The following is a 26205-nucleotide window of genomic DNA, read 5'->3' as shown; positions in this document are numbered from 1 at the left end:
ACGATCTGCGACTAACTGCCCTTGTTGCCTTTCTCGTGGGACGGGTCGTAGACCTTGGTCAGGTCGCCACCGAGGCGGAACGTCTTGAACGGCTGCATCCCGTGCTTCTTCTCCAGCACATCCGGCGAACAGGTGTAGAGGCTGCAGAACGGCTCGAGCCAGGCGAATTTCATGTCCTCTTTCAGGTCGGTCATGTCCTGTTCCTTGCCGTTCTTCTTCTCGAAGTCCCCGGGATCTTTCACCCCGGCCAGCACCCGGTCACCCAGACGTTTCAGCGCGCCGTTGTTTTCCTGACGCAGATCGACACCGTTGACCTGGGCGAAACTGGCGATCATCGCCAGCGGCGGCAGGGCGTAGTTGTGATAGGCGAGGGCGCGTTGCTGGCGCTTGAGTTCGTTCGGCAGGTAGCCGTCGGCGTCGATCTGATTGACGCCGACCTTGTATTCCTTGACCGCCCAATCGAACAGGTCGCGGCGGTTGGTGGCGATGGACGTCGCCATCACCGACCACGCTGCCCAGTAGGAGTGGTTGTTGGTTTTTTCCAGCGGCAGGTTGTCCCAGTCGCTGACCACCTGATCGGCCATCTTGCTGAACCAGGCTTCGATCAACTGCGCTTCCTGCTGGTGCTGGGCCAGCGGATGGGAGTCGGAGAATTTCAGGCGAATGTACGAGGAGGCCATGCTGCCCAGCGCCCATTTGCGCATCGACTTGCCGGTGTGGTTGAAGTCCTTGGACATCAATGCATCCGCCCGAGCCCAAGTAGCCAGCCAGTTCAGCGTGCAATCGAGCTGTTCCGGGCGACCGTCGCGCATGAACTGCATCACCCGCTTGGCGGTGCCGCGCTCCAGCGTGGTGATGTCTTTGGTGGTATCGCGGAAGGCTTTTTCCGACTGCACGTTCAGCGTGGCGCGGGCCTTGTCCGAGCCTTCGTATTTACTGCGAAATTGCAGCGGCCCGGTGTAGGGCGCCGGCATCGCGTCGCAGCCTTCGCTCTTGTCGCCGGTCTTGAATTTATCCACAGCGGCGAAGTAGCCCTGGGGCGGACGCAGTGGCGCGGCGGCCTGAGTGGACCCGGCGAACATCGCCAGGGTCAGCAGAGTAGGCGCAAGCAGGTGTTTGATCGTTCGGTTTCGCATGGCAGACCTCATTGCCCGACCTGAGCGGTTTGTTGCCCAGCACCCGGGAATACGTTGCGTTTGCAGATTTTCGCTTCGACTTTCTGTGGCGCGGTGCCCGCATCCGGGCCCTGGACTTCGACCGCCAGCAGGTTCTGCGAGGCCCAGTCTTCGTCCGTGCGCAACTCAAAGGCGAAACGACCGTCGGTGTCGGAGGTTTCCGGTTTCTCGATCTTGATGTCCTCGTGGCGACCGTTCATGTACCAGAGGGTGGCTTGCAGTTTTTTCACCGAGGGGTCGGCGAAGCGGATGTCGACCTGATGGCCGCTGTTCTGCAGGTTCAGGTTCTTGCTGTTGACCAGCAGTTCCTGTTTGCCGCCGGGCTTGAGCGTGGTGCTGGCGGACATTTGCGTGTCTTTGCCTTCGCAACCGTTATCCAGCAACGCCATCATCTGGCGATAGATGGTTTCCTGGTCGAGGCGGTACAGCGGCGAGAATTCCCAGATGAGGATTTTCGGCGGCGTCTTCTGGAATTCGTCGCTGCCCAGGTACTGCAACATCGAACCTTCCAGTCCGCCGCCGGGGAAGGCGACGTTGAGGATGTCGGCGCCGATGGCTTCTTCGAGGAAACCGGCGAAGTTGTAGTTCTTGCCGCTGTGGGAAGTACCGACCAAGGTGATCTGCGGATTACCGGAATCGCCGAACAGGTCGCCGTCACCGGCTTCGCCTTTCGGTTCGGTGGTGAACTGGTCCATGTACTGGATCGCGTAACTGGTGCCGCACAGCTGCCCGGCCATGTTGTGCAGGGTGCCGGTCTTGCCCATGCGGCCGGAGCGTTTGGTCTCGAATTCACGCTTGGGAATGTCGGCAAAGGCCGGGATCTGCTTGACCTTCTCGGCGACGATTTTCGCCGTGCGCTGCGCACCGTACGGTGTCCAGTGCTGGTCGCCACGGAAATAGAAGTCGTGGGCGGGCAGGGTGTCCGGCAGCGATTCGTTGGTCAGCGGCGACAGGTCCGGCACCACGTAACCCATCTGCGCGAAACGGCCGAGCATGGTCTTGTAGTTGCCCAGCGCTTTCTCGTAATCGAACGCGGCTTTTTCCGCCGGGTTGAGCTTGTTGCGGTTCACGAGGCCACGGGTCGGTTGATAGACGATCACCAGTTCGACGCCCTTGGCCTTGAATGCATCATGCAGCTGTTGCAGGCGTTTGTAGCCGGCCGGGGTGGTGTTGAACTCGGTGCGCAGGTCTTCCTGGGTCCGGAACAGCCAGTCGCCCTGGGCCTGTACCAGCGTGGTGAAGTTCTGCTGATAACGCGTGGTGTAGTTCTTCGCGTCATGAGCGGCGGGGCACAGGCTGCAGCAGGGTTCGGCGGTGAATTTCGGTGGCTGGACCTCATCCGCGCGGGCGCCGTTGCTGGCCGCCAGAATGCCCACGGTCAGGGCCGACAGGCTGAGTAATTTGATCAGGTGTGGGTGCATAAAATTATCCTCAGTCCTGCAGTTCGGTCTGGCGTTCGACGGGGTCGATCAGCACGGCTTTCTGCTGGCGCACCAGCAGGTCGAGAATTTCATCCTGGCGGTCACCCAGGACGCCGTTGAAGCTGATGCCGCTGGATTTGGTCGGCGCCAGCATCGACACGCGGTACAGCTCGACGCTCAGTGGCGAGTCGATGGCCATCGGGCCGCTGCCGTTGGCCGCCAGTTCGCCGCCGACCACGATCAGCGAAACCTGGGCGTCGAACGGGTCGAGCTTGATGTCGCGGTCGGTGTCGGTCAGGTCCTTGATGTGGCCGTAGACGCCGGTCAGGCCGTTGGCCATGGCGATGTTTTCGTAGAGGCGGATGTTCACGCTGTTACGAATGCGGATGCCGTGGCGCTTGTTGCTGATGACCTTGTTGCCCCACAGCAGGTTGTCGGCGGACTCGTAAAGCGTGATGCCGTCAGTGTGGTTCTTGTAGATCTCGTTGTAGGCGACGATGTTGTTCACGCTGTTACGGTCGATCACCAGCCCCGAGAGGTGGTTGTCGAAACTCTTGTTGTTGAAGATGAAGCTGTCGTTCACCTCACGGGAAATGATGATCCCGTGCTTCTTCTTCGTCCCGTGGACGGTGTTCTCGGCAATGATCAGACCGTGGGAACGGTCGTGGGGGTCGATGCCGTAGACGATGTTGTCCTTGTAGGTGTTGCCCTTGACCACGAAGTCGCGGGTCTCGTAGCAGTAGAAGCCGTACCACATGTCCGAGAACTCGGAACCGACGATCCAGCCGGTCGGCTCGGGACGCTTGAGCACCTTGGCCATGTTCGGCGTGTACTGGGAAATACTCACGCCGTAGGACTTACTGTTGGCGTAGCCGAAGCTGGCCATCTTGCTGTTGACGATGTAGGTCTCGGTGCCGCCCCAGGCCAGCAGGAACGGGCGGAATTCCTTCGGCGAACGGAAAGTCGCCGGGCCGTTGTCCTTCTCGCGCCAGCCGGTGACTTTGGTGTCACGCACGAACAACTGGCCGTCGTTGACCAGGAACGAACCGGCCTCCTGGGACAGGCGCAATTCCTGGGTCTGGCCGTCGATTTCGAGGATGCCTTTGCGGCCCACGACGATTGGCAACTTGGCCAGGTACACGCCCGGCGAGGTTTCGCTGAAGTACTGCTTGGGCAGTTTCTGCGCCAGCTCCTTCAGGTTCATGTAACCGTCGTCGACGAAGATCGCTTGCGGGATGCCGTGCTGACGCACCACCCATTCGGCCATCTTGTTGTCGCCGCCGATGAAGTCCTTCAGGGCGTCTTCCTGCATCATCCGGCGCACGCTGATCTTGCCCGGTTTGCTGCGCACGATTTTCGCGGCAGCGGCTTCGGCGGTGAAGCCGGAGAGGTCGGGCAGTTTCGGCTTGGCCAGTTCCAGCGCCTCGGTCGGCGCGCTGCTGACGGTGTAGGTCTTGGCCTGTTGCAGCTCCTTGGCGATGGTGACCGGCTTGCCTGGCTGAGGGGCCGCCGGTTCGACCGTGGCGAAGGCGCCAGTCGAGGCCAGCAGCATTGCGCCGGCCAGCAGGCTGAGCGAGCCTTTCCTTGGGTTGTTCATGTCGGGCACTCCCTTCGCGGTTTGCATCAGAAGCGCCAGATCACGTCGATGAACGCGCGGTGCATGTACGAATCGACCTGGCTGCCATAGGCGTCACCCGGCTTGAACACGCCGCCACGGAAACGCACCAGCGCCGAAGGCTCGTCGATCGACTGGCTCAACGCCGCCGGCAGCAGGCCTTGCTTGAAGTACTTGGTGACCACCAGATCCATTTCCTGGCCCAGATCCTTGTTGCCGTCCTGCAATGGCAGCGAGGTGCTGGAGAGGATTGCGCCGGTCACGTCGTCGGTGTTGTTTTCCACCGCATTGATGCCGTTGCTGCCCACCGGTTTGTTGCCGTCCACGCGCCAGAATTTGTGGTAGATCAGGCTGGCGTCGTACTGGTCGTTGAGCATCCAGGAACCGAACAAAGTGGCGGTCTGCATGTTGTTCATTTCGCCACGGAAAGCCTCGCCGAAGCGGTGTACCCGCGAGTGAGTACCGGTGTAGTTCGAGCGGTTGCTCTCCAGACCGTTCTGTTGGTAATCGGCGCTGGCGCGGGCATAGGCCGCACCGACCTGCCATTGCGGATCGAGGCGCAGGCGCACGCCGATGTCGGTGGCCCAGCCGTTGATGTCTTCGCTGCGCTTGGCCTGTGCCGGGCGGGTTCCGTCGGCGTTCAGCGGGTTGACCGTATCGCGGTCGCCGCTCATGCCGGTGATGCTGCCCCAGTAGTTGACGGTGTTGGTGTTGCGCCAGTTGTAGGCGTCGCTGTCGGCGGTCAGGCCGAGCCAGCTGATATCGCCGTTCTGGGTTTTGTCGAGGGTGTCGCGGGGCACGCCCGGTTCGGCGTAATCGAGTTTGCCGTTATCGTGGGTGTGATGGCCGCGAATGCCGACCCAGTTGCCCGGTGTCCACTGATACGCCGCATCGGCGTAGGCGTGCAGGCGATCCTTGTCTTTCGGTGCCAGCTCTTTCAGGTCGGTGCGGTATTCGCTGAAGCGTTCGGCGACACCGGCGTTGGCGCGCAGCAGGGTGGTGTCGAAGGTCCAGTTCAGCGCTTCGATGTTGGTGTCGCGCCACTGGCCGTCGTCGTTGCGCAGGCGCTGGCGACCGAACTTGAGAATCTCGCCGGGGTAGGGCGTCAGGCCGCTGTAGCCTACCCAGAATTCGCGCATCGCCAGGTAGTTCTTCTTGGTCTTGCGATCACCGCTGTCGGTGGTTTCGGCACCGTCGGACTGTTGCAGGGTGTCGGTCTCGATGATGTCGGTCGAGGTCACGGCCTGGCCCATGGCATAGGCACTCCACGCGCCGCTTTCGCCGTAGATCCACGGACGCAGGTCGAGGCCGACGCCGTTGACGTCGCCGCCGGGCGCGGTGCCGAGATCGCGGTCGTCTTCGGACTGGCCAGTGATTTTCACTTCGAGGCCGAAGTTCTTGGTTTCAGTGATCGCGGCCAGTGTCGGGCAAGACCAGATCAGCGCGAACGTAAGGCCAATGCCGGCCTTCACGAATGGATTCAACGTCATAATTTTTCCTCGCCGTCTTCTTGCAGGGCGTGCAGTTGCAGCGTGTTCTGATTCAGGGCGCCACGGCTGGCCTGTTCCTGTTGCAACAGGCGCTGGGCTTCGGCCAGGCGCTCGGGGGGCAATTGCGCCGCGAGGGTGGTCGCCAGTTCATCGGCTTGCGGCGTGTTCTGGGCCTTGGCCAATTGGCTGAACACGTAGGCATTGAGTGGGTCTGGCTGGGTGCCCTTGCCTTGGGAAAACAGTTGGGCGATGGCGAAGTCGGCGCTGTTCTGGCCGTTGCGCGCAGCGGTCAACAGGTGGTCGAGAGCCTTCTGCGGATAGACCTTGCCCAGGTAGCCACGGCGGTAGATCTGGCCGAGGTAGTAGTCGGCGGCGACTTCGCGGCCGACGGCTTTCTGGAAATGTTCCTCGGCGACTTTCGCGTCGGCCGGCACCAGTTTGCCTTCGTAGTAGAGCTTGCCCAGCAACAGTTCGGCGCGGGGCTGGTCGGCGGCGCGGCCGTTGTCCAGGTACTTCATCATCTGGTCGACGTCGCCCAGTTCCGGGAAGTCGTAGAGCAGTTGCGCCAGCGTCACCCAGGATGCCGGGTAGCCCGGTGCGATCGGTTCGAGCAGCGATTGCGCGGTTTTTTCGTCGGTCTTGCCGAGGGTCGAATCGGCGAGTACACGGGCAACGGAGTCCACGCGCTGGGCCGTGACGCTGCCACGGCTGTAACCGGCCTGCAGTTGCTTGATCAGCTCGGCTTGCCGGTCCGGCTGGGCACGTTTCTGATAGACCGTGGCCAGTTCGACGTAGCAGATGTCGGTGGTGTGCAGCGCGGCCTTGCAGATCTTTTCCACGTCATCCAGATGCTGGTCGTAAGTGCCCTGGGTGCGATACAGCAGCACCTGTGCCAGGCCGGCTTCCGGGTAACCGGATTTGCGCCACTGGTCGATCTGCTGCTGGGCGTTGATGTTCGGGAAACTGTGCGGGTATTGCAGGTAGAGCATCGCCAGTGGGATCAACGTATTTCCTTCGCCGTTGGCAGCGGCCTTCTTCAGCAGGGTTTCGGCTTCCTGATGCTCGGCTTCGGTGGAGCCGGGCTTGGCCACCAGCAAGCGACCGAGTCGGGCCTGGGCACGCGGCGACACATCGGCCGCTGCGCGATAGGTCGCCTCGGCCTGTTTGATCTGCGCAGGGTCGCGGCTGTCGACCTGGATGTCGGCCAGACCCACCTGAGCTTCGCTGTAACCCAGGTCGGCCAGCGCACGGTAGTTCTGCGCGGCGGTCGCGGTGTCGCCGCGCTTCAGCGCTTCGTTGGCCAGACGCTGGTCGGGCAGGCCGGCGCAACCGGCCAGACTGACTGCCAGCGCCAGCGAGCACACCACCAATCCCATGTGGGAGCCAGCCTGCTGGCGATGCGGGCAACTCGGTACATCAGACAAACCGCGTAGATCCCATCGCGAGCAGGCTCGCTCCCACAGGGTTTGCGGAGTTTTCAGAGTAGGTGGAATGGTCACAGGCATGTCCTCGACTTAAAGACCGGCAGCCATGGCTTTGTCGATCAGCCAGTTCAGGTTCGGGCCACGGTCGCTGTTCACCTCCACCGGGCGGCCGGCGAAGGTGCTGTCCAGCGGCTCGTCAGGCTGGATCTGCACGCGGATGTCGGAGGAGAGATCGGCGCTTTTCAGGCTGGTGCTGCTGATGATCTTGCCGGTGCGGGTCTTGTCTTCGCCGGCGATCTGGAAGCTCACCGGAGTACCCGGACGCACGTCGCCGAACTGGCGATAGGAGAAGCGTGCATCGACGGTGGCCTGGGTGTTGCGCGGTACCAGGGTGAAGATCACGTCGCCCTTGCTCGCGTACTGACCGTCAGCCACCAGTTGCTGGGCCACGGTGCAATCGCACGGCGAGGTGAGGGTCCCGGTCATCTGCTTGCCGAACAGTTCTTCAACCTTGGCCGGTTGCAGTTGATCTTCATCCAGATGGCCCTTGAGCACGTCGAGCATGCTGGTGCTGAACGTCGCCAGCGGCGCACCCTTGGCAGCAACGCCGTCGGACTTCACCAGGCTTTGCACGGTGCCGTCGCGGGGCATGGTGATGTTCATGCCCGGCACGCTGACCAGACCGGCCTGGGCATGGCTGACGAAGTACATGCTGTACACCGATTTGAAAACGAACCCCGCCGCCACAAGACCGATCGCGAAGATACCGGCGCTGAAGGTCACGGCTTTCAGACGCCCGAACGGGGTCATGCCGTGGCCGCTGTCCTTGGTCTTGCGTGCCTTGGTGAAGTTGTCGCGCTGCAGGGTCGCCAGCACTTCGCCGATGCTGACGATGTCGCCGGCCAGGTGCGAAGTGATCAGGTGGCGCAGGGTGGAAATGTCCTGCGGTTCGAGGTTCTGGAACTGGCAACCGGCACGGCCGGTCTGGCGGTCGTAGGAACGCACTTGCAGTTCAACGTCCATGGCGATGCCGAGGTTGTCGATGACGAATTGCAGGCGCGCCTTGTACACCTGGCCGACGGTCAGCGGCAGTTGCCCGGCGTTGAACGCCAGACCACCGGCGGACAGGTCGATGACCCGTGCTTCGACCGGTGTGCGGTCGGGGCCGAAGAACCGCAGCTTGGCCGGGATTTTCACCCGGGCGTGCTGGCGCTGGGCTTCGGATTCATGCACTACGTTGACATTGACGGCGGTATTCATGGGGGCGATTTCCTTGTTAATTCAAGAGGGGCAGGTCAGACCATCATCAGCAGCACGGCGACGAAAATGCTGCCGGCGGAGAAGGTCATGGTCCGAGACGACCAGGTGTTGAACCAACGTTGAAAGCTGGCGAGATCACGGGTCAGGGAAGTGGGCTGGCGGGTCCAGGATTGTTGGTCGAGGCGGAAGAACACGTAGATCTTCACCAGCGCGCCGACGATCTGGTTGTAATAGAGAATCACCGGGTAGGCCGGGCCGATGCGGTGACCGGAGCACGACAGCAGCAGCGTCAGAATCAGGCGGGTGATGCCGATCCACAGCAGGTAGGCGAGGATGAACGCACCGCCGTATTTGAAGCTGGCGATGATCGCCACGGTCAGGCCCAGCAGCGAGGTCCACATCGACACGCGCTGGTCGAACAGCACCACCGAGGTGAAGGCGCCGAGGCGTTTCACACCCAGGCCAAGGGCTCGCGAGTTCTGCCGCAGGTTGTTGCCGTACCAGCGGAACATCAGTTTGCGACTGGCCTTGATGAAGCTCTTTTCCGGCGGGTGTTCAACGGTGTTGATCGCCGCGTCCGGCACGTAGAAAGTGTCGTAACCCAGACGCATCAGGCTGAACCAACTGGACTTGTCGTCACCGGTCAGGAACTTGAAACGGCCCAGACGCCAGTGTTGCAGCGAGTCGCTTTCGACGTCGGCGATGAAGTCCGGGTTGGTGACCACGGAGGCACGGAACACCGACATGCGGCCGGTCATGGTCAGCACGCGCTTGGACAGGGCCATCGAGCACATGTTGATGTGGCGCTGGGCGAAACGCAGCTTGTGCCACTCGCTCATGATGTAGCCGCCGCGCACTTCGCAGAATTCGTTGGTGGTCAGGCCGCCGACGTTGCCGAACATCTGGAACCACGGCACGGTCTTGCGCACCACGCCTTCGGCAAGCACGGTGTCGCCGTCGATCACGGCCACCACGGCACGGTCGTCCGGCAGGTGACGGGAGATCGCACGGAAGCCGTAGGCCAGGCCGTCGCGTTTGCCGGTGCCGGGAATGCGCACGAAGTCGAGCTTGACCCGGTCCGGCGGATTCATCCGCGCCCACAGTGCCTTGACCAGCAGTTCATCGGACATTTCGACGATGGAGCAGACCACGGTGGTCGGCAGCTCGCAGTCGATGGCTTCGCGGATCACCGAGCTGTAGACCTGCGCGGTGGTCAACGCGTCGATGCGAAAACTGGTGACCATCAGAAACACATGAGACGGGTCCGCCGCCTTGCCCAGCTTGCGAACCTTGCGGCGCAGGTGCGGGTAGACGATGTAGAGAAAGATCATGCCGCGCACAAAGTGCGTGGCACCCATCGAGTAGCGCCAGATACCCACGGCGCCAATCAGGAAAATGAAGTCCTTCGACTCGGAGTCGAACGTGGACTCGGGCAGCATCAGGGCCAGGCCCATCAGCAGGCTCAGAAACAAAAGCCAGCCGGCGGATTGCAGAAAAAAATGTTTGAGCTTGGACATGACCGTCATCCGAAGGTGATGGGGGCTTCAGGCCGCCCGCCGATTCACGGCGTGCGGCTTGAAGCTCGAGGCTTGCTGCTGCGTTACCAGCAGATCCCTTCGGTGCGGGTGCCGGCATCGGTGGCCTTGGCCATGAAACCGACCAGGTCGATGACCTGTTTGCCGTGCGGTGCCTGTTGAGCCAGGGAGCGGAACTTCTCGTCGCGGTTGCCGAGGATGATCACGTCGGAGTTGTCGATCACCGAGTCGAAATCCGCATTGAGCAGGGACGACACATGAGGGATTTTCGACTCGATGTAATCCTTGTTCGCGCCGTGGACACGGGCGTACTGGACGTTGCTGTCGTAGATGCTCAAGTCGTAACCCTTGCCGATCAGCATCTCGGCCAGTTCCACCAGCGGGCTTTCGCGCAGGTCGTCGGTGCCGGCCTTGAAGCTCAGGCCGAGCAAGGCGACTTTGCGCTTGTCGTGGCTCTCAACGATGTCGAAGGCGTTCTGCACTTGCGATTCGTTGCTGCGCATCAGCGAGTTGAGCAGCGGCGCTTCCACGTCCAGGGAGCCGGCGCGGTAGGTCAGGGCGCGTACGTCCTTTGGCAGGCACGAGCCGCCGAAGGCGAAGCCCGGACGCATGTAGTACTGGGACAGGTTGAGGGTCTTGTCCTGGCAGACCACGTCCATCACTTCACGGCCATCGACGCCCACCGCTTTGGCGATGTTGCCGATCTCGTTGGCGAAGGTCACTTTGGTCGCGTGCCAGACGTTGCAGGTGTACTTGATCATCTCGGCGACGGCGATGTCCTTGCGGATGATCGGTGCGTCGAGTTCTTCGTACAGCGATTGCAGAACGTCGCCCGAGGCCTTGTCGAACTCGCCGATGACGGTCATCGGTGGCAGGTCGTAGTCGGCGATTGCGGTGGATTCACGCAGGAACTCAGGGTTGACCGCCACGCCGAAATCGACGCCGGCCTTCTTGCCGGAGCAGTCTTCGAGAATCGGGATCACTACATTGGCGACGGTGCCCGGCAGCACGGTGCTGCGCACGACGATGGTGTGACGGGTGGATTTTTCACGCAGGACAAAACCGATCTCGCGGCACACCGCTTCGATGTAGTTCAGTTCCAGGTCGCCGTTCTTCTTGCTTGGCGTGCCGACGCAGATCATCGACAGGTCGGTGTCGCGAATCGCCTCGGCGAAGTTGGTCGTACCGCGCAGACGACCGGTCTCGATCCCTTGCGCCAGCAACTCGCCCAGGCCCGGTTCGACAATGGGGGATTTGCCAGCGTTGATCATGTCGATCTTGTCTTTGGCAACATCGACGCCAACCACGTCATGGCCCCGTGCAGACAGGCAACCGGCACAGACTGCGCCGACGTAACCCAAACCAAATATGCTGATGCGCATCGCAATTACCTCTGTATATATCAGGCCGTTAGAGGGCCGGAGTTAATGGTGTTCAGCGGTCTTAGTGCACTCGAAAGTGTGACTTGCAGGCGTCACAATGCCGTGTGCAGGCATACTAAGTTTCGAGTGTCTAAATAAGTGCACTCAAGATGTGCGCAACCAGGCCTTATTGTTGTGACATGCCCTGTTATGCAGCGGATCCTCTGGCAAGAGGACTCTTGTGCAATCTCGTATTGCGCGCCCGATGTCAGGCGCAGGCCTGTAGATCGGGCGGTTGGGTGCTCAGGCGAGCACGTTTATAAGGGCGCGGCCTTGGCCTTGTAGGGGATATTGATGGTGCGTATCTCCTGTCCTTCGCTAGTTGTCCAGAGTTGTTATCCATTCAGGCAAGTTGCTGTGACAACTTGGTTACATGGTTTCGATCTCTGCGTAAGTTATCTCGTACATGTTCGGCGAGAATCGTTACCGGTGGTATGAGCTATGCATTTGGACATAGTTCCTGTCCGCTCATCGCGAAATCTGAAATTTTTTGAAATATTGAGAAAGATGGCACTGCTCTCATATTGATAGCACTTTCCATTTCGCCCTTTATTAATAGGCAGATAATCGCGTTAGATGGTTTTGTGCCACTACCCGGAAAAATTTCAGGTGCCACTACTGAAAAAAATGACAACTGTCGAGTGAAAGAAAAGATAGAAATGGGGGTGATGTTTTTATGGCGCCAAGAAATCGGCGAAAAGAAGAGAGGTTTTTTTGACGTCGTGCGAGGTGCACGACTCTTTATATAAAGAGTCGTGCAATGGGCATGCTTTATTCGGGTGCGTGATCGCGCAGAAACACCAGATTGTCCGGTTTTGATTGCTCGGCGCTGTAGCGATAGCCCTGCACATCGAACTGTTTGAGGGCCGCCGGATCGTTGATGCGTTCCTGGATCACGAAGCGGCTCATCAGACCTCGGGCCTTTTTGGCGTAGAAGCTGATGATCTTGTACTGGCCGTTCTTCAGGTCCTTGAACTCGGTGTTGATGATCCGCGCGTTCAGGGCCGTACGCTTGACCGCCGAGAAATACTCGTTGGAGGCCAAATTCAGCAGCACGTCATCGCCCTGATCGGCCAGCGCTTCGTTCAGCCATTCGCTGATGCGCGTGCCCCAGAACGCATACAAGTCCTTGCCCCGGGCATTGGCCAGTTTGGTGCCCATTTCCAGCCGATACGGCTGCATCAGGTCGAGCGGGCGTAGCAGGCCGTAAAGGCCGGAGAGCATGCGCAGGTGCTGTTGCGCGTAATCGAAATCGGCTTCGCTGAAGCTCTGGGCGTCGAGCCCGGTGTAGACGTCACCCTTGAAGGCCAGCAGTGCCTGTTTGGCGTTGGCCGGGGTGAACGCCGGTGTCCAGCTGCCGAAGCGTGCAGCATTGAGGCCGCCGATCTTGTCGGAGACATGCATCAATTCGCTGATCTGCGCCGGGCTCAGTTCGCGCAACTGCTGGATCAGCTCCTGAGAATGGTCGAGGTATTGCGGCTGGGTGAAGCGCTGGGTCGCCGGCGGTGTTTCGTAATCGAGGGTCTTGGCGGGGGAAATCACCATCAGCATGAAGTCGTCTCCTTTAATCGTGGGGGCGATTCTAGGGGGTTGGGGCGGATGACTCCAGCTATCAGGTCCATAGGTGATCGGCGGTTCGCCAGCCGGATCGGCTATAGTGCCGCGCGGGTTTTGTTATGGAGACACTCCTTTGCGCATTGTTCTTTTGTTCACCGTGTGGCTGTTGAGCTTCGGGGCCGTTGCGGCGCCGGGCGATATTGCCACGCTCGATCGCAGCACCTGGCCGGAGAAACTCGACAACCCGACCCTGTTCGACGTCGCTTCCCGGGCGGAAGTCTTGATGTTCGCCCGGGGCCTGCTGGGCAGTGAAGCATTGGATGAGGCCGCGCTGGCCCAGCGTCTGGGGCTGCGCACGGTCAATCTGGAGGCGATCAACAGCCTGCGCGAGCGTCTGTGGCAGCGTTTGCTGACCAGTTACAACTATGCCCAGCAGAGCTGCGATCAGGACGCTTCCTTCTGCTTCCTGGTCGAAGACCTGCCAACCCTGCGCGAGCAGGCGGCCAAGTTCGTGGTCAGCGAGGAAAGCTATTACACGAAGTGGGCCGAGCCGAGCCGGATTTTCCATCAGCAGTATCTGGATGAACTGCTGCGCAAGGCGGCGCTGTCGCCGCAGACCACCAGTGAAGTCGATCATTTCGGTGACTACGAGCGCAACGGCGACGACATGCATGACCGCTTGTTCCTGTTGAGTTTCGACAGCGCCGCCAACCTGCAGCCGGACAACACCGACTGGATCGCCGACTACCTGCGCAAATCCAGTCTGAGCGGCACCTTCTTTTTGCTGGGCAAGGATGTGCAGGCGCGGCTGGCGGATCGCTCGGTGAACAACCTGCAGGCGGAATTCTCGAAACTCTGCGTGGGCGTACAGGGCTGGGAATTCCGCTCCCACAGCCACTGGCAGGACTGGCAGGAGTCGGTGCGCCGCAGCAGCGATCTAGTGAAGAGCAAGCTACCGGAAAACTACGTACCGCTGTTCCGTCCACCGGAGGGGCAGCGCCGCAGTGATGCCGGCAGTTTCTTGCGCAATCAGGGCCTGCAAGTGGCGCTGTGGGACATCGATGCCCAGGACGGCGCCGGCAAGCTCAAGGGCAATCCCGGCGCGCAGCGGGTGCTGACCCTGATGCTGTTGTGGCGGCACGGAGTGATCAATTTCAACATGAAGCAGGATGCGGTGAAGACCGCGTTGCCGTGGCTGATCACGCAGACCGCGCAAAGCGGCATCGGCTGGGAAGACTGTCAGGACGCATTTCGCTGAAAAACGGCAAGAGCCCGGAAACATTGGGTTTGGGGTGAATTTTTTACAAAATTCGATGCAGGCGGACTTCCGACTCTAACGGGGGCAGGGCGGTCCGCCAAGGGCTTTTCGTCACTTTGCAAAATAAACTTCAAAAAAGCGTCAAAGTGCTTTTTTCTGTCACGGGTTTTGGAGTATTACGAAGTCAGACCGCCGAAACCTGCAACACAGGTGGCGTCTTCCAAGACCCATTTTGTGTGCAATTCACCTGCTATTCCGAACAAAAGCTTCGCAGGTGGATTCGGCAGTCACTTCGAGGCGCAGCACCGCCCAGGTATTGCGTCGAATGGCTCCCACAAAGGTGACCGAGTATGGATGATCACGGACGTAGCCCTTCCTCCAACCAGCCAATCCTTTATGTACTCGATACCAACGTACTGATTCACGATCCAAACGCCCTGCTGAATTTCGAAGAACACCACGTCGCGATCCCGATGACCGTGCTTGAAGAGCTGGACAAGCTCAAGAGCGGGCATCACAGCGTGGCCGCCGAATGTCGCCAGGCCATCCGGCTGATCGACAAGACGTTGGGCGATGCCTCGCCCGAAGACGTCGAGCAAGGGGTGCCGATCCAGCGCGGCAAGAGTGGACCGAAGGGCTTGCTGTCAATTCTGATGAGCAAACAGGCCGAATCGAACCTGATTCTGCCCGAGCACCTGAACGACAACAAAATCATCAACCAGCTGATTGATCTGCACACCCGCGATCCGAAGAAACCGGTGGTGCTGGTCACCAAAGACATCAACATGCGCCTCAAGGCGCGGGCCTGCGGGATCGATGCCGAGGACTACAGCACCGACCAGCTGGTCGATGACGTGTCCCTGCTGCCCAACGGCTATCACAACATGACCGGCTCCTTCTGGGACCGCGTGAGCAAGGTCGAAACCCGTCAGGACCATGGCCGCACCTGGCACCAGGTGCAACTGATCGACAACCTGCCGGCCGTGCACATCAACGAGTTCATCATCGATGAGCAGGGCTTCGTCGGCTGGATCAAGGAGATTGAAGAGGACCGTCTGCTGATCCTCGATCTGCACCAGGAACCACTGTTGCATCAGGAAGCCTGGGGCCTCAAGCCCCGTGACATCTATCAGAGCCTGGCGCTGTACGCCTTGCTCGACCCGGACATTCACCTGGTCAACCTGTCCGGCGCCGCCGGTTCCGGCAAGACCATCCTGGCGCTGGCCGCTGCGATCGAGCAGACCATGGTCAGCAAGCGCTATCGCCGCATCATTGCCACCCGCAGCGTGCAGGGCCTGGATCAGGAAATCGGCTTCCTGCCCGGCACCGAGGCGGAAAAAATGGAGCCTTGGCTCGGCGCCATTACCGACAACCTCGAAGCCTTGCACATGGATGACGAAAACACCCATGGCAGCGTCGACTACATCCTCAGCAAAGTGCCGTTGCAGTTCAAATCGCTCAACTACATTCGCGGTCGCAGCTTCCAGCAGAGCCTGATCCTGATCGACGAATGCCAGAACCTCACGCCGCACCAGATGAAAACCATCATCACCCGGGCCGGCGCCGGTTCCAAAGTGGTGTGCCTGGGCAACCTGGCACAGATCGATACCCCTTACCTGTCCGCGACCAGTTCCGGGCTGACCTACCTGACCGAACGTTTCAAGGATTTCCCCAACGGCGTACACATCACCCTGCAAGGGGTGCCTCGCTCGATTCTGGCCGAATACGCCGAATCCCATCTGTAACCCGCCAAAGGAACCGGGCGACTGCAAAGTCGCCCGGTTTTTTGTGTGCGCAATTCTGACCCTCGGGTTTACAATCGGCGCTCCTGATCAGGAGTAATCCCGTGCTGACTCATCTCGATTCCCAAGGTCGCGCCAACATGGTCGACGTCACCGAAAAAGCCGTGACGTTCCGCGAGGCGACGGCCCAAGCGCTGGTGCGCATGCTGCCCGACACCCTGCAGATGATCGTCAGCGGCGGCCATCCCAAGGGCGACGTGTTCGCCGTGGCGCGCATCGCCGGCATTCAGGCGGCGAAGAAAACCAGTGACTTGATTCCCCTGTGCCATCCGCTGATGCTCACCGGCGTCAAGGTCGAACTCAGCGCCGAAGGCGACGACGCCGTGCGCATCGTGGCCCGTTGCAAACTGTCGGGGCAGACCGGGGTGGAGATGGAAGCGCTGACCGCCGCCAGCGTCGCCGCGCTGACGATCTACGACATGTGCAAGGCCGTGGATCGCGGCATGACCATCGAAAGTGTGCGTCTGCTGGAGAAGGTCGGCGGCAAGAGCGGGCATTTCCAGGCGGAGCAGCCATGAACCTGACCGTGAAGTTTTTTGCCCGTTACCGCGAGGCGATGGGCGTGGATTCGGTGAAGGTCGAAGGTGAATTCGCGACGGTGGAAGACGTACGCGCCTTGCTCGCCAAGCGTGACGGCGCCGAAGTGCTGAGCGAACAGAACCTGATGTGCGCGCGCAACGAAGACCTGTGCCAGCTCGACGAGCCGGTGGTCGATGGCGACGAAGTGGCGTTTTTCCCCACTGTGACCGGAGGCTGAGACATGCGCATTCGGGTGCAGTCCGAACCGTTCGATCCGGGCGCTGAAGTCAACGCGATGCACGCGGCCAATGTCGGCGTCGGCGCGGTGGTGAGTTTTGTCGGCTACGTGCGCGACTTCAATGACGGCCTCGATGTCGCCGGGATGTTTCTTGAACACTATCCAGGCATGACCGAAAAGGCCTTGGGCAAGATCGCCGTCGAGGCCGAACAGCGCTGGCCGCTGTTGAAGCTGGAAGTGCTGCACCGCATCGGCGCGCTGGAGCCGGGTGAGCCGATCGTGTTCGTCGGTGCCGCCAGCGCCCACCGTCAGGCGGCATTCGACGCCTGCGCCTTCGTCATGGATTACCTGAAGACCCGTGCACCGTTCTGGAAGAAAGAAAACACCAGCGACGGCCCGCGCTGGGTCGAAGGTCGTGACAGCGATCATGCGGCGGCGGATCGCTGGAAGCAGTAACGCCTCTCCCCAATCAATCTCCCCTCGACTCCCGACCATCGGCTGACGCCGATGGCGTTTGTCCAATTGACGGTTTGTACGTAAAAGTCCAGTATGGATTTACAAGTACAAATAAAGCGTTTCCCGTTTCAGCTCTTTCTTCTGTCTTGCCAAACCAACAACAACCCGCGAGAGAACGAACATGAAGAAACTTCCCCTCATCACCGGTCTGGCGCTGAGCCTGTTGGCGTGCAGCAGCGTGTTTGCCGCCGAGAAAACCCTGCGCATCGGTATCGAAGCGGCCTATCCGCCCTTCGCCTCAAAGACCGACCAAGGTGAAATCGTCGGTTTCGACTACGACATCGGCAATGCCCTGTGCGCGCAGATGCAGGTCAAGTGCGTGTGGGTCGAGGGCGAGTTCGACGGTCTGATTCCTTCCCTGAAAGTGAAGAAAATCGACATGGCGCTGTCGTCCATGACCATCAACGAGGATCGCAAGAAGTCCGTGGACTTCACCCACAAGTACTATTTCACCTCGTCGCGGCTGGTGATGAAGGAAGGCGCCACGGTGGATGATCAGTACGCCAGCCTCAAGGGCAAGACCGTCGGCGTGCAGCGTGCGACCACCACCGACCGTTACGCCACCGAGGTGTTCGAGCCCAAGGGCATCAACGTCAAGCGCTATGGCAACAACGAAGAAATCTACATGGACCTGGCGGCCGGCCGTCTCGACGCGATTTTTGCCGACACCATTCCGCTGACCGACTTCCTGTCGATGCCGCGCGGCAAGGGTTACGCCTTTGTCGGGCCGGAACTGAAGGATCCGAAATACGTGGGCGAGGGCGCCGGGATCGCGGTGCGCAAGGGCAACACCGAACTGGTCAGCCAGCTGAATACCGCCATCGACGGCATTCGCGCCAGTGGCGAGTATCAGAAGATTTCCGAGAAGTACTTCAAGTCGGACATCTACGGCGACTGATAGTCCGCCATCGCCAGCAGGCTGGCTCCCAAAAGGGGTCTGTACCGAACATACATATATTGTGTTCACAGACATCCAATGTGGGAGCCAGCCTGCTGGCGATGGGACCAGACCAGCCAATAGAGCCGCCAGATCTCAGCCCTTCAATTCCTTCAAATGCTTGTACACCGTCGCCCGCCCCATGTTCAGCACATTGGCCACGTAGTTCGAGGCGCTCTTGCCCTTGAACGCTCCCTCGGCGTGCAGCGCCAGCACCAGTTCGCGTTTGTGGTCGCGGGTCAGCAGGTTCAGGCTCAGTTGGCGTTCGCGCAGCCAGGCGTGCAGGAAAGTGTTGATCCGCTCCTGCCAGTCATCGCGAAACAGCGAGTCCGGTTGCGGGATCAGTTTGCTCGGTGAGAGGAACAGGTCCAGCGCAGCCTTGGCATTCTCGAACAGTGAAATATTCAGGTTGATGCACAGCACCGCCAGCGGACGCCCTTCGCTGTCGCGCAGCACGGTGCTCAGGCTGCGAATCTTCTGGCCGTCCCAGTTGAGCTTTTCGTACGGACCGATGTTCCGTTCGCTGACGTCGTCGCTGAGCATGTCTTCCAGCGACGATTCATCACCGATCACCCGTTTCGACAGGTTGTTGGCGATGTAGTCGACCTTCTGTGTGCGCAGGTCATGCAGCACCACTTCGGCGTGGGGAAAGAACAGGGTGGCGATGGCATCGGCGATGGCGTGGTAGTTATCCAGCGCGGCGTCATTCGGCTCGGGCGTTTGTTCGGGGGCGGTCATAACTGTGGAGCTCCAGGCAACGTCAACGCCCCCGTGGTCCGGGGGCGTTGCGAGTGTGCCGCAATCCGTTGGGCGAGTCATCCGGGTGGGCGGTCAGGACAGGCGGGCAGGGGAGAGCATGGCGGCGTTCAGGCCGAACTGCTTGAGGTGTTCGGGCAGCGACTCACCGCGCACCAGCGCTGCGCTGGCCATGCCCATGGCCGGCGAGGTCTGGATGCCGTAACCGCCTTGGGCCGCAACCCAGAACAGCCCCGGCACTTGCGGATCGAACCCGGACAGCAAGTCGCCATCGGCGACGAAACTGCGCAGTCCGGCCCAGGTACGGGTCGGGCGGCGGATGGTCAGGGTCGTCGCTTCCTCGATCTGGTAAATGCCCATGGCGATGTCCAGTTCTTCCGGCTGCACGTCGTGGGGTTCGACCGGGTCGGCGTTGGCCGGAGAGCCGAGGAACATCCCGGCGTCGGGCTTCATGTAGAACGATTCGTCGAGGCTGACCAGCATCGGCCAGTGATGAATGTCCACGCCTTCGGGGCCGGCGAAGATGAACGCGGCGCGGCGTTTCGGTTGCAGGCCCAGCGGCCGCGCATCGGCGAGAGCGCCGATCTTGTCGGCCCAGGCACCTGCGGCGTTGATCACGATGGGCGCGCTGAACGTCTGGCCGTTGGTCTGCACTTGCCAGACGCCCTCGGCATCACGGTTCAGCCCGAGCACTTCGCAATCGGTCAGGACTTGCCCGTTGTTGCGGCGAATGCCGCGCAGATAGCCCTGATGCAGCGCATCGGTGTCGATGTCGCTGGCGGTCGGGTCGTAGATCGCGCCGTGGACTTTTTCCCGACGCAGAATCGGCAATCGCACGCAGGCTTCTTCGGCGCTGAGCAATTGCATCTCCGGCACCGTGGCCTTGGCGCTGAGGTATTGATTGTTCAGTTCGGCGGCGTCACCGGTGAAATCCACGGTCATTTCACCGCGCGGGGTCAGCAGCGGATGTTCGCAGAAGCCGCTGGGCGGATGGTCGAAGAATTCGCGGCTGGCCTGGGTCAGCGCCCGAACCTGCGGAGTGCCATAAGCGGCGGTGAATAGCGCAGCCGAACGCCCGGTGGAGTGATAGGCCGGGTGCGACTCGCGCTCCAGCACCACGACCTTGCCGTGTTGCGACAGCCAGAAACCGGTGGACGCGCCGGCAATCCCGCCGCCGATGATGATGAAATCTGCATGACTCATGAAAATCTCCGGTGTCAGCGCTGCAATTGATAGACGGCGTTGGCCAGGGCGATGTCTTCCAGGCCCAGGCCGATGGAGCGGAAAAACACGTGACGGTCGTAACCCGGACGCTGCACTTTTTCGCTGAGCAGATCCGCGAGGTCACCGAGGATCGCGCGGTTGTCCCAGCCATGCTGTTCACTGGCGATCAGCATTTCACCCGCCGAACCCGGCGTGGTCAGACGATAGTCGCAGAACACCTGCATGTCGTTGAGGCTTTGCGGTGGCACTTCGTGGGCGCGCGGTGCGTTTGTGCTGATCGAGGTGATCAGCGCTGGTTTGCTCAGGGTTGCCGGGTCGATCACAGGTCCTGCGGAGGAAGTACAGAGCATGATCACGTCGGCGCCGGCAATGGCGGTTTCGCGGCTGTCGGTGATTTGCACGCGCGGATCAAGGGCTTGCAGCAGGCTGGCGGTTGCCCCGTCTTCGCTCAAGGAGGGCGAGTACACGCGGATGTTCTGCCAGTCGCGCAGATTCCTGGCGTAATGCAGATGCGCCTGGGCGACCTTGCCGCTGCCGATAATTGCCAGGCGTTGTGCGTTCGAAGGGGCCAGGGCATCGACCGCGACAGCTGTGGTTGCAGCCGTGCGTGCGGTGGTCAGTTCACCGGCATCGCAGAGCAGCAGCGGCTGGCCGGTCTGCATCGACATCAACAGTGTCCATGCCGTTACCAGCGGGCCTTGCTCGCGAACGATGTAGGGCGAAGTCTTGACCCCGTACACGCCGTCTTCGGCCAGCACGCCCAGATAGTTGATGAAGTCCCCTGCGCCCTGGGGAAATTCCACCAGTTGCTGTGCCGGTTGCACCGCATGCCCGGCCGCCAGATCGCGGAACAGCTTGCGCAGAATTTGCGGCACATCGATCCGGGCCAGAAGCTCGCGAGCCTGGGTTTGATCAATCACGTAAGGCGTACTGGACATGTCAGACTCCGGAGACTGTTTCTAAACTAATTTGTCCATTATGGACTTTTAGTTTTATTGAACAATATCCGGGCGAAAAAAAAGCGCAGTCCGTTGCCGGCTGCGCTTCTCTTTATGGCGTCGCTTACTGTGGACGCTTGCGCTCAACTGCCCGCAGCAGATGGGTCGGCGGGGTTTCACAGCTGATCTTGCGACCGAGTTTTTCTTCGATGGACGGCAACTGATAGGAGTCGTCTTCACCGGCGAAGCTGATCGAAACGCCATCGGCGCCCGCGCGACCGGTACGGCCGATGCGGTGCACGTAGTCGTCCGGGACTTCCGGCAGGGTGAAGTTGATCACATGGCTGATACCATCGATGTGGATACCGCGACCGGCCACGTCGGTGGCGACCAGCACGCGGATCCTGCCTTCGCGGAAACCTTCCAGGGTCTTGATCCGTTTGTGCTGCGGCACGTCGCCGGACAGTTGCGCGGCGTTGATGCCGTCGCGCACCAGGCGTTCTTCGATGCGGCGCACTTCGTCCTTGCGGTTGGCGAACACGATGACCCGCTCCCAGCCGTTGTCGTTGACCAGGTTGAAGAGCAGTTTGTATTTGTCGGCGCCGGCCACCGCATAGATGTGCTGCTCGACGTTTTCGTTGGCCACGTTGGTGACTTCGATTTCGACGATTGCAGGATCGGTGGTCCACTGCTTGGCGAGGTTCATCACGTCATCGGTGAAGGTCGCGGAGAACAGCAGGGTCTGGCGTTCGCTTTTCGGCGGGGTCTGGCGAATGATCTGCCGTACCTGCGGGATGAAGCCCATGTCGAGCATGCGGTCGGCTTCGTCCAGCACCATCACTTCGACCATGTCCAGATGCACGTCGCCGCGCTGGTTGAAGTCGAGCAGACGGCCCGGGGTCGCGACGAGGATGTCGCAGTGGCGGGCTTCGAGGTGCTTGAGCTGCTTGTCGAAGTCCATGCCGCCGACGAACGTCATGACGTTGAGGCCGGTGTACCTGGTCAGGTCGGCGGCGTCCTTGGCGATCTGCACCACCAGCTCACGGGTCGGCGCGATGATCAGCGCCCGTGGCTCGCCCATGTAGCGCTCTTTCGGCGGCGGGGTCTGCAGCAGTTGGGTGATGATCGAGATCAGGAACGCGGCGGTCTTGCCGGTACCGGTCTGGGCGCGGCCGATGGCGTCTTTGCCGGCGAGGGTGAAACCCAGCACCTGGGCCTGGATCGGCGTGCAATACGGAAAGCCCAGGTCGTGGATGGCGTGCATCAGTTCCGGGGCGAGCTTGAAATCGTGGAAACGGGTCTTGCCTTCCTGTGGCTCGACGACGAAATCTTCGAGTTTCCAGGGAATGACCGGCGCCTTGGGCTTCGGTTCGCGGCGTGGCTTGGCCGGTTTGGGTGCTTCGCTGCGGGCCGGTTCAGTGACCGGTGCGGCGACAGGGTCGGTTTTCGGTTCGCGTTTCGGTGTGGCTACGGGAGCCTGGCGGTCGGCCTGTTTGCCATCGCTACGATGGCCGGGGGCGTGCGACGGCGCACTGGGAGCGGGCGCGAGCTGCTCAGCCTCGCTTTTACCGAACATCTTCTTGAGTGCTTTGAGCACGGTCATCTCATCAATTGGTTAAGGAATGTACGCCGGCCAGTGTAATGCAAGAAACGGGCGCGGCGTAGTGGGATGATCAAAGGGGCCCGACCACCGGAAAATCGAGCCCCGGACGATCAGCGCAGGCGTTCGCTCAGCCAAACGCCGATGTCGCGAATTTCTTCGGGTAACACTTCGTGCTCCATTGGGTATTCCTGCCATGTCACGGTGACACCATGGGCCTTCAGATACTCATAAGCCGTGCGGCCCATGGAGTTCTGCACCACGTTGTCGAACTGGCCGTGCAGCGCCAGTGCCGGAATCCGTTGCTGGCTGGCGGACAGCTCCAGTTCGTCGCTGAAGGTCGGCGCGTAGGTCGACAACGCCAGCACGCCGCCCAACGGCCCCTGCCATTTCAGAAACGCGGTGTGATAGACCACGGCGCCGCCCTGGGAAAATCCGGCGAGGAAAATCCGCGAAGCGTCTATTCCGCTGGCGCGCTGTTGTTCGATCAATTCGATGACGTGATCGGCGGACGCTTCCAGCTCATCGCGATCGATGGCCCGTGCCGGGCTCATGGCCTTGATGTCATACCAGCTCGGCATGGCATATCCGCCATTTATGGTCACCGGGCGGGTCGGCGCCTGAGGCAGGACGAAGCGGGTGCTCAGCAGGCTTTCCTGCAAAGCCTCGGCCACCGGCAGGAAGTCATAGCGGTCGGCACCGAGGCCGTGCAGCCAGATCACGCAGGCGTCGGCTGCCTTAACAGGCTGAAGAATCAAGGGCTCGGTCATGGCTGCTCCAAAAATGTGCGGGCGCTCTCATTAAGTGCGTGATTGGGGTGCGCGCCCGGTTGATCCGTTAAGAAGATGTCGCAAGGCTACAAGTTTTTCTATTGACCTGTCGCTCAATCGCTTCAGCGAGCGGTGTGGTACGGGCTTTGCTATGAGGTAGTCGTGCAATCGATCTCGCGCCTGGCGGTAACACTATCAGTGAACGCCCGGCGACGGGATAGCAAAGAATCCGGTGATGGATGTTCGCCAATGGCCGCAACGGGCTTCGCGAACGTGAAAGGGCTACCGCCCGTTCGGCCGACTGGTGAGAAGTGAGTTGTCCATGATGTGGATTTTCTCCTACTAGACTCATAGCGAAGGTCCTGCGTCGGTTGACCCCATAAAAAGCCAACACGGGTCAACAACGCCTCAAAAGGGTGCGACTGGACTCAAGCTCCGACACAACAAGAGCAAAACTGGAGGTTTGAATGAAGATGTTGAAATCCACGCTGGCGATCGTGACTGCTGCTGCAGTACTGGGTGTCAGCGGGTTCGCTCAGGCGGGTGCAACCCTGGATGCGGTACAGAAGAAAGGTTTCGTGCAGTGTGGCGTGAGCGACGGTCTGCCAGGCTTCTCCGTACCGGATTCGACCGGCAAGATCCTCGGCATCGACGCCGACGTCTGCCGTGCCGTGGCCGCTGCCGTGTTCGGCGATGCGACCAAGGTCAAGTTCAGTCAGTTGAACGCCAAGGAGCGCTTCACCGCGCTGCAGTCCGGCGAGATCGACATCCTGTCGCGCAACACCACCATGACCAGCTCCCGTGACGCGGGCATGGGCCTGAAATTCCCTGGCTTCATCACTTACTACGACGGCGTGGGCTTCCTGGCCAACAACAAGCTGGGCGTGAAAAGTGCCAAGGAACTCGACGGCGCGACCATCTGCATTCAAGCCGGTACCACTACCGAGCTGAACGTGTCCGACTACTTCCGCGCCAACGGCTTGAAGTACACCCCGATCACTTTCGACACCTCCGATGAAAGCGCCAAGTCGCTGGAATCCGGTCGTTGCGACGTGCTGACCTCCGACAAGTCCCAGCTGTTCGCCCAGCGCAGCAAGCTGGCTTCGCCGAAGGACTACGTGGTTCTGCCGGAAACCATTTCCAAGGAACCTCTGGGCCCGGTCGTGCGTAACGGCGACGACGAGTGGCTGGCCATCGTGCGCTGGGTCGGCTACGCGCTGCTCAACGCTGAAGAAGCTGGCATCACTTCGAAAAACGTACTTGAAGAAGCCAAGTCCACCAAGAACCCGGACGTTGCCCGTCTGCTGGGTGGCGACGGCGAGTACGGCAAGGATCTGAAACTGCCGAAGGACTGGGTGGTGAAAATCGTTTCCCAGGTAGGTAACTACGGCGAAATCTTCGAGAAAAACCTCGGCAAGAGCACTCCGCTGGAAATCGACCGTGGCCTGAACGCGCTGTGGAACAACGGCGGCATTCAGTACGCACCACCAGTGCGCTAATGGTTCTATCACCCGGCGGGCCAACCGCCGGGTGATGTTCTGTTCCATTTCTTGCGGGGCACTTCATGCAAAATTCAATCGGCGCACCAAAGCAGAGGTTCAGCCTCAGCGATCCGCGTGTGCGTGCGTGGCTATTCCAGATCATCACCGTCGTGGCGGTGGTCGCCATGGGCTGGTATCTGTTTGACAACACCCAGACCAACCTGCAGCACCGGGGCATCACGTCCGGGTTCAGCTTTCTGGAGCGCAGTGCCGGGTTCGGCATCGCTCAACATCTGATCTCCTACACCGAAGCGGACAGCTATGCCCGCGTGTTCGTGATCGGCCTGCTCAACACCTTGCTGGTGACCTTCATCGGCGTGATCCTGGCAACGTTGCTGGGCTTCATCATCGGTGTGGCGCGGCTGTCGCCGAACTGGATCATCAGCAAACTGGCGACCGTGTATGTGGAAGTCTTCCGCAACATTCCGCCGCTGCTGCAAATCCTGTTCTGGTATTTCGCGGTGTTCCTGACCATGCCGGGGCCGCGCAACAGTCACAACTTCGGCGACACCTTCTTCGTCAGCAGCCGTGGCCTGAACATGCCGGCCGCGCAAATGGCCGACGGCTTCTGGGCGTTCGTGGTCAGCATCGTGGTGGCCATCGTTGCCATCGTGCTGATGAGCCGCTGGGCCACCAAGCGTTTCGAGGAAACCGGCGAGCCGTTCCACAAGTTCTGGGTCGGCCTGGCGATGTTCCTGGTGATCCCGACGCTGTGTGCGCTGATCTTCGGCGCTCCGTTGCATTGGGAAATGCCGAAGCTGCAAGGCTTCAACTTCGTCGGCGGCTGGGTACTGATCCCGGAACTGCTGGCCCTGACCCTGGCCCTGACGGTGTATACCGCAGCGTTCATCGCCGAGATCGTGCGTTCGGGGATCAAGTCGGTCAGCCACGGCCAGACCGAAGCGGCCCGTTCCCTCGGCCTGCGCAACGGCCCGACCCTGCGCAAGGTGATCATTCCGCAAGCGCTGCGCGTGATCATTCCGCCGCTGACCAGCCAATACCTGAACCTGGCGAAGAACTCTTCGCTGGCGGCCGGTATCGGTTACCCGGAAATGGTTTCGCTGTTCGCCGGCACCGTGCTGAACCAGACCGGTCAGGCGATCGAAGTCATTGCCATCACCATGAGCGTGTACCTGGCGATCAGTATCAGCATTTCCCTGCTGATGAACTGGTACAACAAGCGCATTGCGCTGATCGAGCGGTAAGGA

Annotated in this window: 22 protein-coding genes; 8 read left to right on the top strand and 14 right to left on the bottom strand. The window is 60.7% G+C overall.

Annotated elements, in window-relative coordinates; all coding sequences use genetic code 11:
• Positions 1-11: 11 nt before the first annotated feature.
• From DXT77_RS28140 to yaaA, 9 genes are all read right to left on the bottom strand, one after another.
• The gene (locus DXT77_RS28140) at positions 12-1136 is read right to left on the bottom strand and encodes a mannuronate-specific alginate lyase (protein WP_119429979.1); all 1125 of its coding nucleotides are present in this window, start codon (positions 1134-1136) and stop codon (positions 12-14) included.
• An 8-nt stretch (positions 1137-1144) separates the two neighbouring features.
• Positions 1145-2596 (bottom strand): alginate O-acetyltransferase, encoded by a 1452-nt coding sequence (locus DXT77_RS28135; RefSeq protein ID WP_119429978.1) that lies wholly within the window; start codon positions 2594-2596, stop codon positions 1145-1147.
• Positions 2597-2606: 10 nt separating this feature from the next.
• The gene (gene algG / locus DXT77_RS28130; protein WP_119429977.1) at positions 2607-4193 is read right to left on the bottom strand and encodes a mannuronan 5-epimerase AlgG; all 1587 of its coding nucleotides are present in this window, start codon (positions 4191-4193) and stop codon (positions 2607-2609) included.
• A 26-nt stretch (positions 4194-4219) separates the two neighbouring features.
• Positions 4220-5701 carry an alginate export family protein gene (locus DXT77_RS28125; RefSeq protein ID WP_119429976.1) on the bottom strand — a complete coding sequence of 494 codons (1482 nt, stop codon included), beginning with the start codon at positions 5699-5701 and terminating at the stop codon, positions 4220-4222.
• The gene (gene algK / locus DXT77_RS28120) at positions 5698-7206 is read right to left on the bottom strand and encodes an alginate biosynthesis TPR repeat lipoprotein AlgK (RefSeq protein ID WP_305955979.1); all 1509 of its coding nucleotides are present in this window, start codon (positions 7204-7206) and stop codon (positions 5698-5700) included. Before algK ends, DXT77_RS28125 begins: the two co-directional genes overlap by 4 nt.
• A 9-nt stretch (positions 7207-7215) precedes the next feature.
• Positions 7216-8385, bottom strand: coding sequence for an alginate biosynthesis protein Alg44 (locus DXT77_RS28115; RefSeq protein WP_119429974.1), 1170 nt, complete (start codon positions 8383-8385; stop codon positions 7216-7218).
• A gap of 35 nt (positions 8386-8420) precedes the next feature.
• A complete protein-coding gene (gene alg8, locus DXT77_RS28110) occupies positions 8421-9902 on the bottom strand; it encodes a mannuronan synthase (protein WP_162803455.1) in 1482 nt (493 codons plus the stop codon).
• A gap of 83 nt (positions 9903-9985) precedes the next feature.
• A complete protein-coding gene (locus DXT77_RS28105; protein WP_085711697.1) occupies positions 9986-11302 on the bottom strand; it encodes a nucleotide sugar dehydrogenase in 1317 nt (438 codons plus the stop codon).
• 810 nt (positions 11303-12112) lie between these two features.
• On the bottom strand, positions 12113-12892 hold the full coding sequence (gene yaaA, locus DXT77_RS28100) for a peroxide stress protein YaaA (protein ID WP_119429973.1): 780 nt from the start codon (positions 12890-12892) through the stop codon (positions 12113-12115).
• 139 nt (positions 12893-13031) lie between these two features.
• Between yaaA and DXT77_RS28095 the strand changes: the two genes are divergently transcribed.
• The 6 genes from DXT77_RS28095 to DXT77_RS28070 all read left to right on the top strand — a co-directional run bounded on the left by DXT77_RS28095 (position 13032) and on the right by DXT77_RS28070 (position 18129).
• Positions 13032-14156, top strand: a complete 1125-nt coding sequence (locus DXT77_RS28095) for a polysaccharide deacetylase family protein (protein WP_119429972.1) — start codon at positions 13032-13034, stop codon at positions 14154-14156.
• A gap of 350 nt (positions 14157-14506) precedes the next feature.
• Positions 14507-15901, top strand: coding sequence for a PhoH family protein (locus DXT77_RS28090; RefSeq protein ID WP_085729706.1), 1395 nt, complete (start codon positions 14507-14509; stop codon positions 15899-15901).
• Between the two features lie 101 nt (positions 15902-16002).
• Positions 16003-16476, top strand: a complete 474-nt coding sequence (gene moaC, locus DXT77_RS28085) for a cyclic pyranopterin monophosphate synthase MoaC (RefSeq protein ID WP_007957321.1) — start codon at positions 16003-16005, stop codon at positions 16474-16476.
• Positions 16473-16715 (top strand): molybdopterin converting factor subunit 1, encoded by a 243-nt coding sequence (moaD, locus tag DXT77_RS28080; RefSeq protein ID WP_119429971.1) that lies wholly within the window; start codon positions 16473-16475, stop codon positions 16713-16715. Before moaC ends, moaD begins: the two co-directional genes overlap by 4 nt.
• Positions 16716-16718: 3 nt before the next feature.
• On the top strand, positions 16719-17171 hold the full coding sequence (gene moaE / locus DXT77_RS28075) for a molybdopterin synthase catalytic subunit MoaE (RefSeq protein WP_119429970.1): 453 nt from the start codon (positions 16719-16721) through the stop codon (positions 17169-17171).
• A 181-nt stretch (positions 17172-17352) separates the two neighbouring features.
• Positions 17353-18129: an ABC transporter substrate-binding protein gene (locus DXT77_RS28070; protein WP_085711691.1), complete on the top strand. Its 777-nt coding sequence runs from the start codon at positions 17353-17355 to the stop codon at positions 18127-18129.
• Positions 18130-18264: 135 nt separating this feature from the next.
• Here the strand turns inward: DXT77_RS28070 and DXT77_RS28065 are convergent, their stop codons facing one another.
• From DXT77_RS28065 to DXT77_RS28045, 5 genes are all read right to left on the bottom strand, one after another.
• On the bottom strand, positions 18265-18906 hold the full coding sequence (locus DXT77_RS28065; RefSeq protein ID WP_085711690.1) for a transcriptional regulator: 642 nt from the start codon (positions 18904-18906) through the stop codon (positions 18265-18267).
• 93 nt (positions 18907-18999) lie between these two features.
• Positions 19000-20127 (bottom strand): FAD-binding oxidoreductase, encoded by a 1128-nt coding sequence (locus DXT77_RS28060; protein WP_119429969.1) that lies wholly within the window; start codon positions 20125-20127, stop codon positions 19000-19002.
• 14 nt (positions 20128-20141) lie between these two features.
• Positions 20142-21086 carry an ornithine cyclodeaminase family protein gene (locus tag DXT77_RS28055; RefSeq protein ID WP_119429968.1) on the bottom strand — a complete coding sequence of 315 codons (945 nt, stop codon included), beginning with the start codon at positions 21084-21086 and terminating at the stop codon, positions 20142-20144.
• A gap of 124 nt (positions 21087-21210) precedes the next feature.
• The gene (gene rhlB, locus DXT77_RS28050; RefSeq protein ID WP_119429967.1) at positions 21211-22689 is read right to left on the bottom strand and encodes an ATP-dependent RNA helicase RhlB; all 1479 of its coding nucleotides are present in this window, start codon (positions 22687-22689) and stop codon (positions 21211-21213) included.
• Positions 22690-22799: 110 nt separating this feature from the next.
• Positions 22800-23456: an alpha/beta hydrolase gene (locus DXT77_RS28045; RefSeq protein ID WP_085711686.1), complete on the bottom strand. Its 657-nt coding sequence runs from the start codon at positions 23454-23456 to the stop codon at positions 22800-22802.
• 467 nt (positions 23457-23923) lie between these two features.
• Here DXT77_RS28045 and DXT77_RS28040 point away from each other — a divergent pair, with 467 nt between their 5' ends.
• Entirely contained in the window at positions 23924-24955 is a 1032-nt protein-coding gene (locus DXT77_RS28040) for an amino acid ABC transporter substrate-binding protein (RefSeq protein WP_085711685.1), read from the top strand.
• A 65-nt stretch (positions 24956-25020) separates the two neighbouring features.
• A complete protein-coding gene (locus DXT77_RS28035) occupies positions 25021-26202 on the top strand; it encodes an amino acid ABC transporter permease (protein ID WP_085729715.1) in 1182 nt (393 codons plus the stop codon).
• Positions 26203-26205 lie beyond the last annotated feature (3 nt).

The sequence above is a fragment of the Pseudomonas sp. 91RF genome (genome assembly GCF_003576265.1).
Lineage (GTDB): Bacteria > Pseudomonadota > Gammaproteobacteria > Pseudomonadales > Pseudomonadaceae > Aquipseudomonas > Aquipseudomonas kribbensis.
The sequence above is the reverse complement of the archived record's forward strand: the minus strand, read 5'-3'. Positions and strand labels throughout refer to the sequence as shown.

What these genes read in the sequence shown, in the direction of transcription:
- moaD (WP_119429971.1), top strand. Translation starts at nt 16,473, where the DNA reads ATGAACCTGACCGTGAAGTTTTTTGCCCGTTACCGCGAGGCGATGGGC.
- DXT77_RS28065 (WP_085711690.1), bottom strand. Translation starts at nt 18,906, where the DNA reads ATGACCGCCCCCGAACAAACGCCCGAGCCGAATGACGCCGCGCTGGAT.
- DXT77_RS28105 (WP_085711697.1), bottom strand. Translation starts at nt 11,302, where the DNA reads ATGCGCATCAGCATATTTGGTTTGGGTTACGTCGGCGCAGTCTGTGCC.
- DXT77_RS28140 (WP_119429979.1), bottom strand. Translation starts at nt 1,136, where the DNA reads ATGCGAAACCGAACGATCAAACACCTGCTTGCGCCTACTCTGCTGACC.
- DXT77_RS28125 (WP_119429976.1), bottom strand. Translation starts at nt 5,701, where the DNA reads ATGACGTTGAATCCATTCGTGAAGGCCGGCATTGGCCTTACGTTCGCG.
- rhlB (WP_119429967.1), bottom strand. Translation starts at nt 22,689, where the DNA reads ATGACCGTGCTCAAAGCACTCAAGAAGATGTTCGGTAAAAGCGAGGCT.
- DXT77_RS28045 (WP_085711686.1), bottom strand. Translation starts at nt 23,456, where the DNA reads ATGACCGAGCCCTTGATTCTTCAGCCTGTTAAGGCAGCCGACGCCTGC.
- algK (WP_305955979.1), bottom strand. Translation starts at nt 7,206, where the DNA reads ATGCCTGTGACCATTCCACCTACTCTGAAAACTCCGCAAACCCTGTGG.
- yaaA (WP_119429973.1), bottom strand. Translation starts at nt 12,892, where the DNA reads ATGCTGATGGTGATTTCCCCCGCCAAGACCCTCGATTACGAAACACCG.
- DXT77_RS28070 (WP_085711691.1), top strand. Translation starts at nt 17,353, where the DNA reads ATGAAGAAACTTCCCCTCATCACCGGTCTGGCGCTGAGCCTGTTGGCG.
- DXT77_RS28040 (WP_085711685.1), top strand. Translation starts at nt 23,924, where the DNA reads ATGAAGATGTTGAAATCCACGCTGGCGATCGTGACTGCTGCTGCAGTA.
- algG (WP_119429977.1), bottom strand. Translation starts at nt 4,193, where the DNA reads ATGAACAACCCAAGGAAAGGCTCGCTCAGCCTGCTGGCCGGCGCAATG.
- DXT77_RS28060 (WP_119429969.1), bottom strand. Translation starts at nt 20,127, where the DNA reads ATGAGTCATGCAGATTTCATCATCATCGGCGGCGGGATTGCCGGCGCG.
- DXT77_RS28090 (WP_085729706.1), top strand. Translation starts at nt 14,507, where the DNA reads ATGGATGATCACGGACGTAGCCCTTCCTCCAACCAGCCAATCCTTTAT.
- DXT77_RS28135 (WP_119429978.1), bottom strand. Translation starts at nt 2,596, where the DNA reads ATGCACCCACACCTGATCAAATTACTCAGCCTGTCGGCCCTGACCGTG.
- DXT77_RS28055 (WP_119429968.1), bottom strand. Translation starts at nt 21,086, where the DNA reads ATGTCCAGTACGCCTTACGTGATTGATCAAACCCAGGCTCGCGAGCTT.
- alg8 (WP_162803455.1), bottom strand. Translation starts at nt 9,902, where the DNA reads ATGTCCAAGCTCAAACATTTTTTTCTGCAATCCGCCGGCTGGCTTTTG.
- DXT77_RS28035 (WP_085729715.1), top strand. Translation starts at nt 25,021, where the DNA reads ATGCAAAATTCAATCGGCGCACCAAAGCAGAGGTTCAGCCTCAGCGAT.
- DXT77_RS28115 (WP_119429974.1), bottom strand. Translation starts at nt 8,385, where the DNA reads ATGAATACCGCCGTCAATGTCAACGTAGTGCATGAATCCGAAGCCCAG.
- moaE (WP_119429970.1), top strand. Translation starts at nt 16,719, where the DNA reads ATGCGCATTCGGGTGCAGTCCGAACCGTTCGATCCGGGCGCTGAAGTC.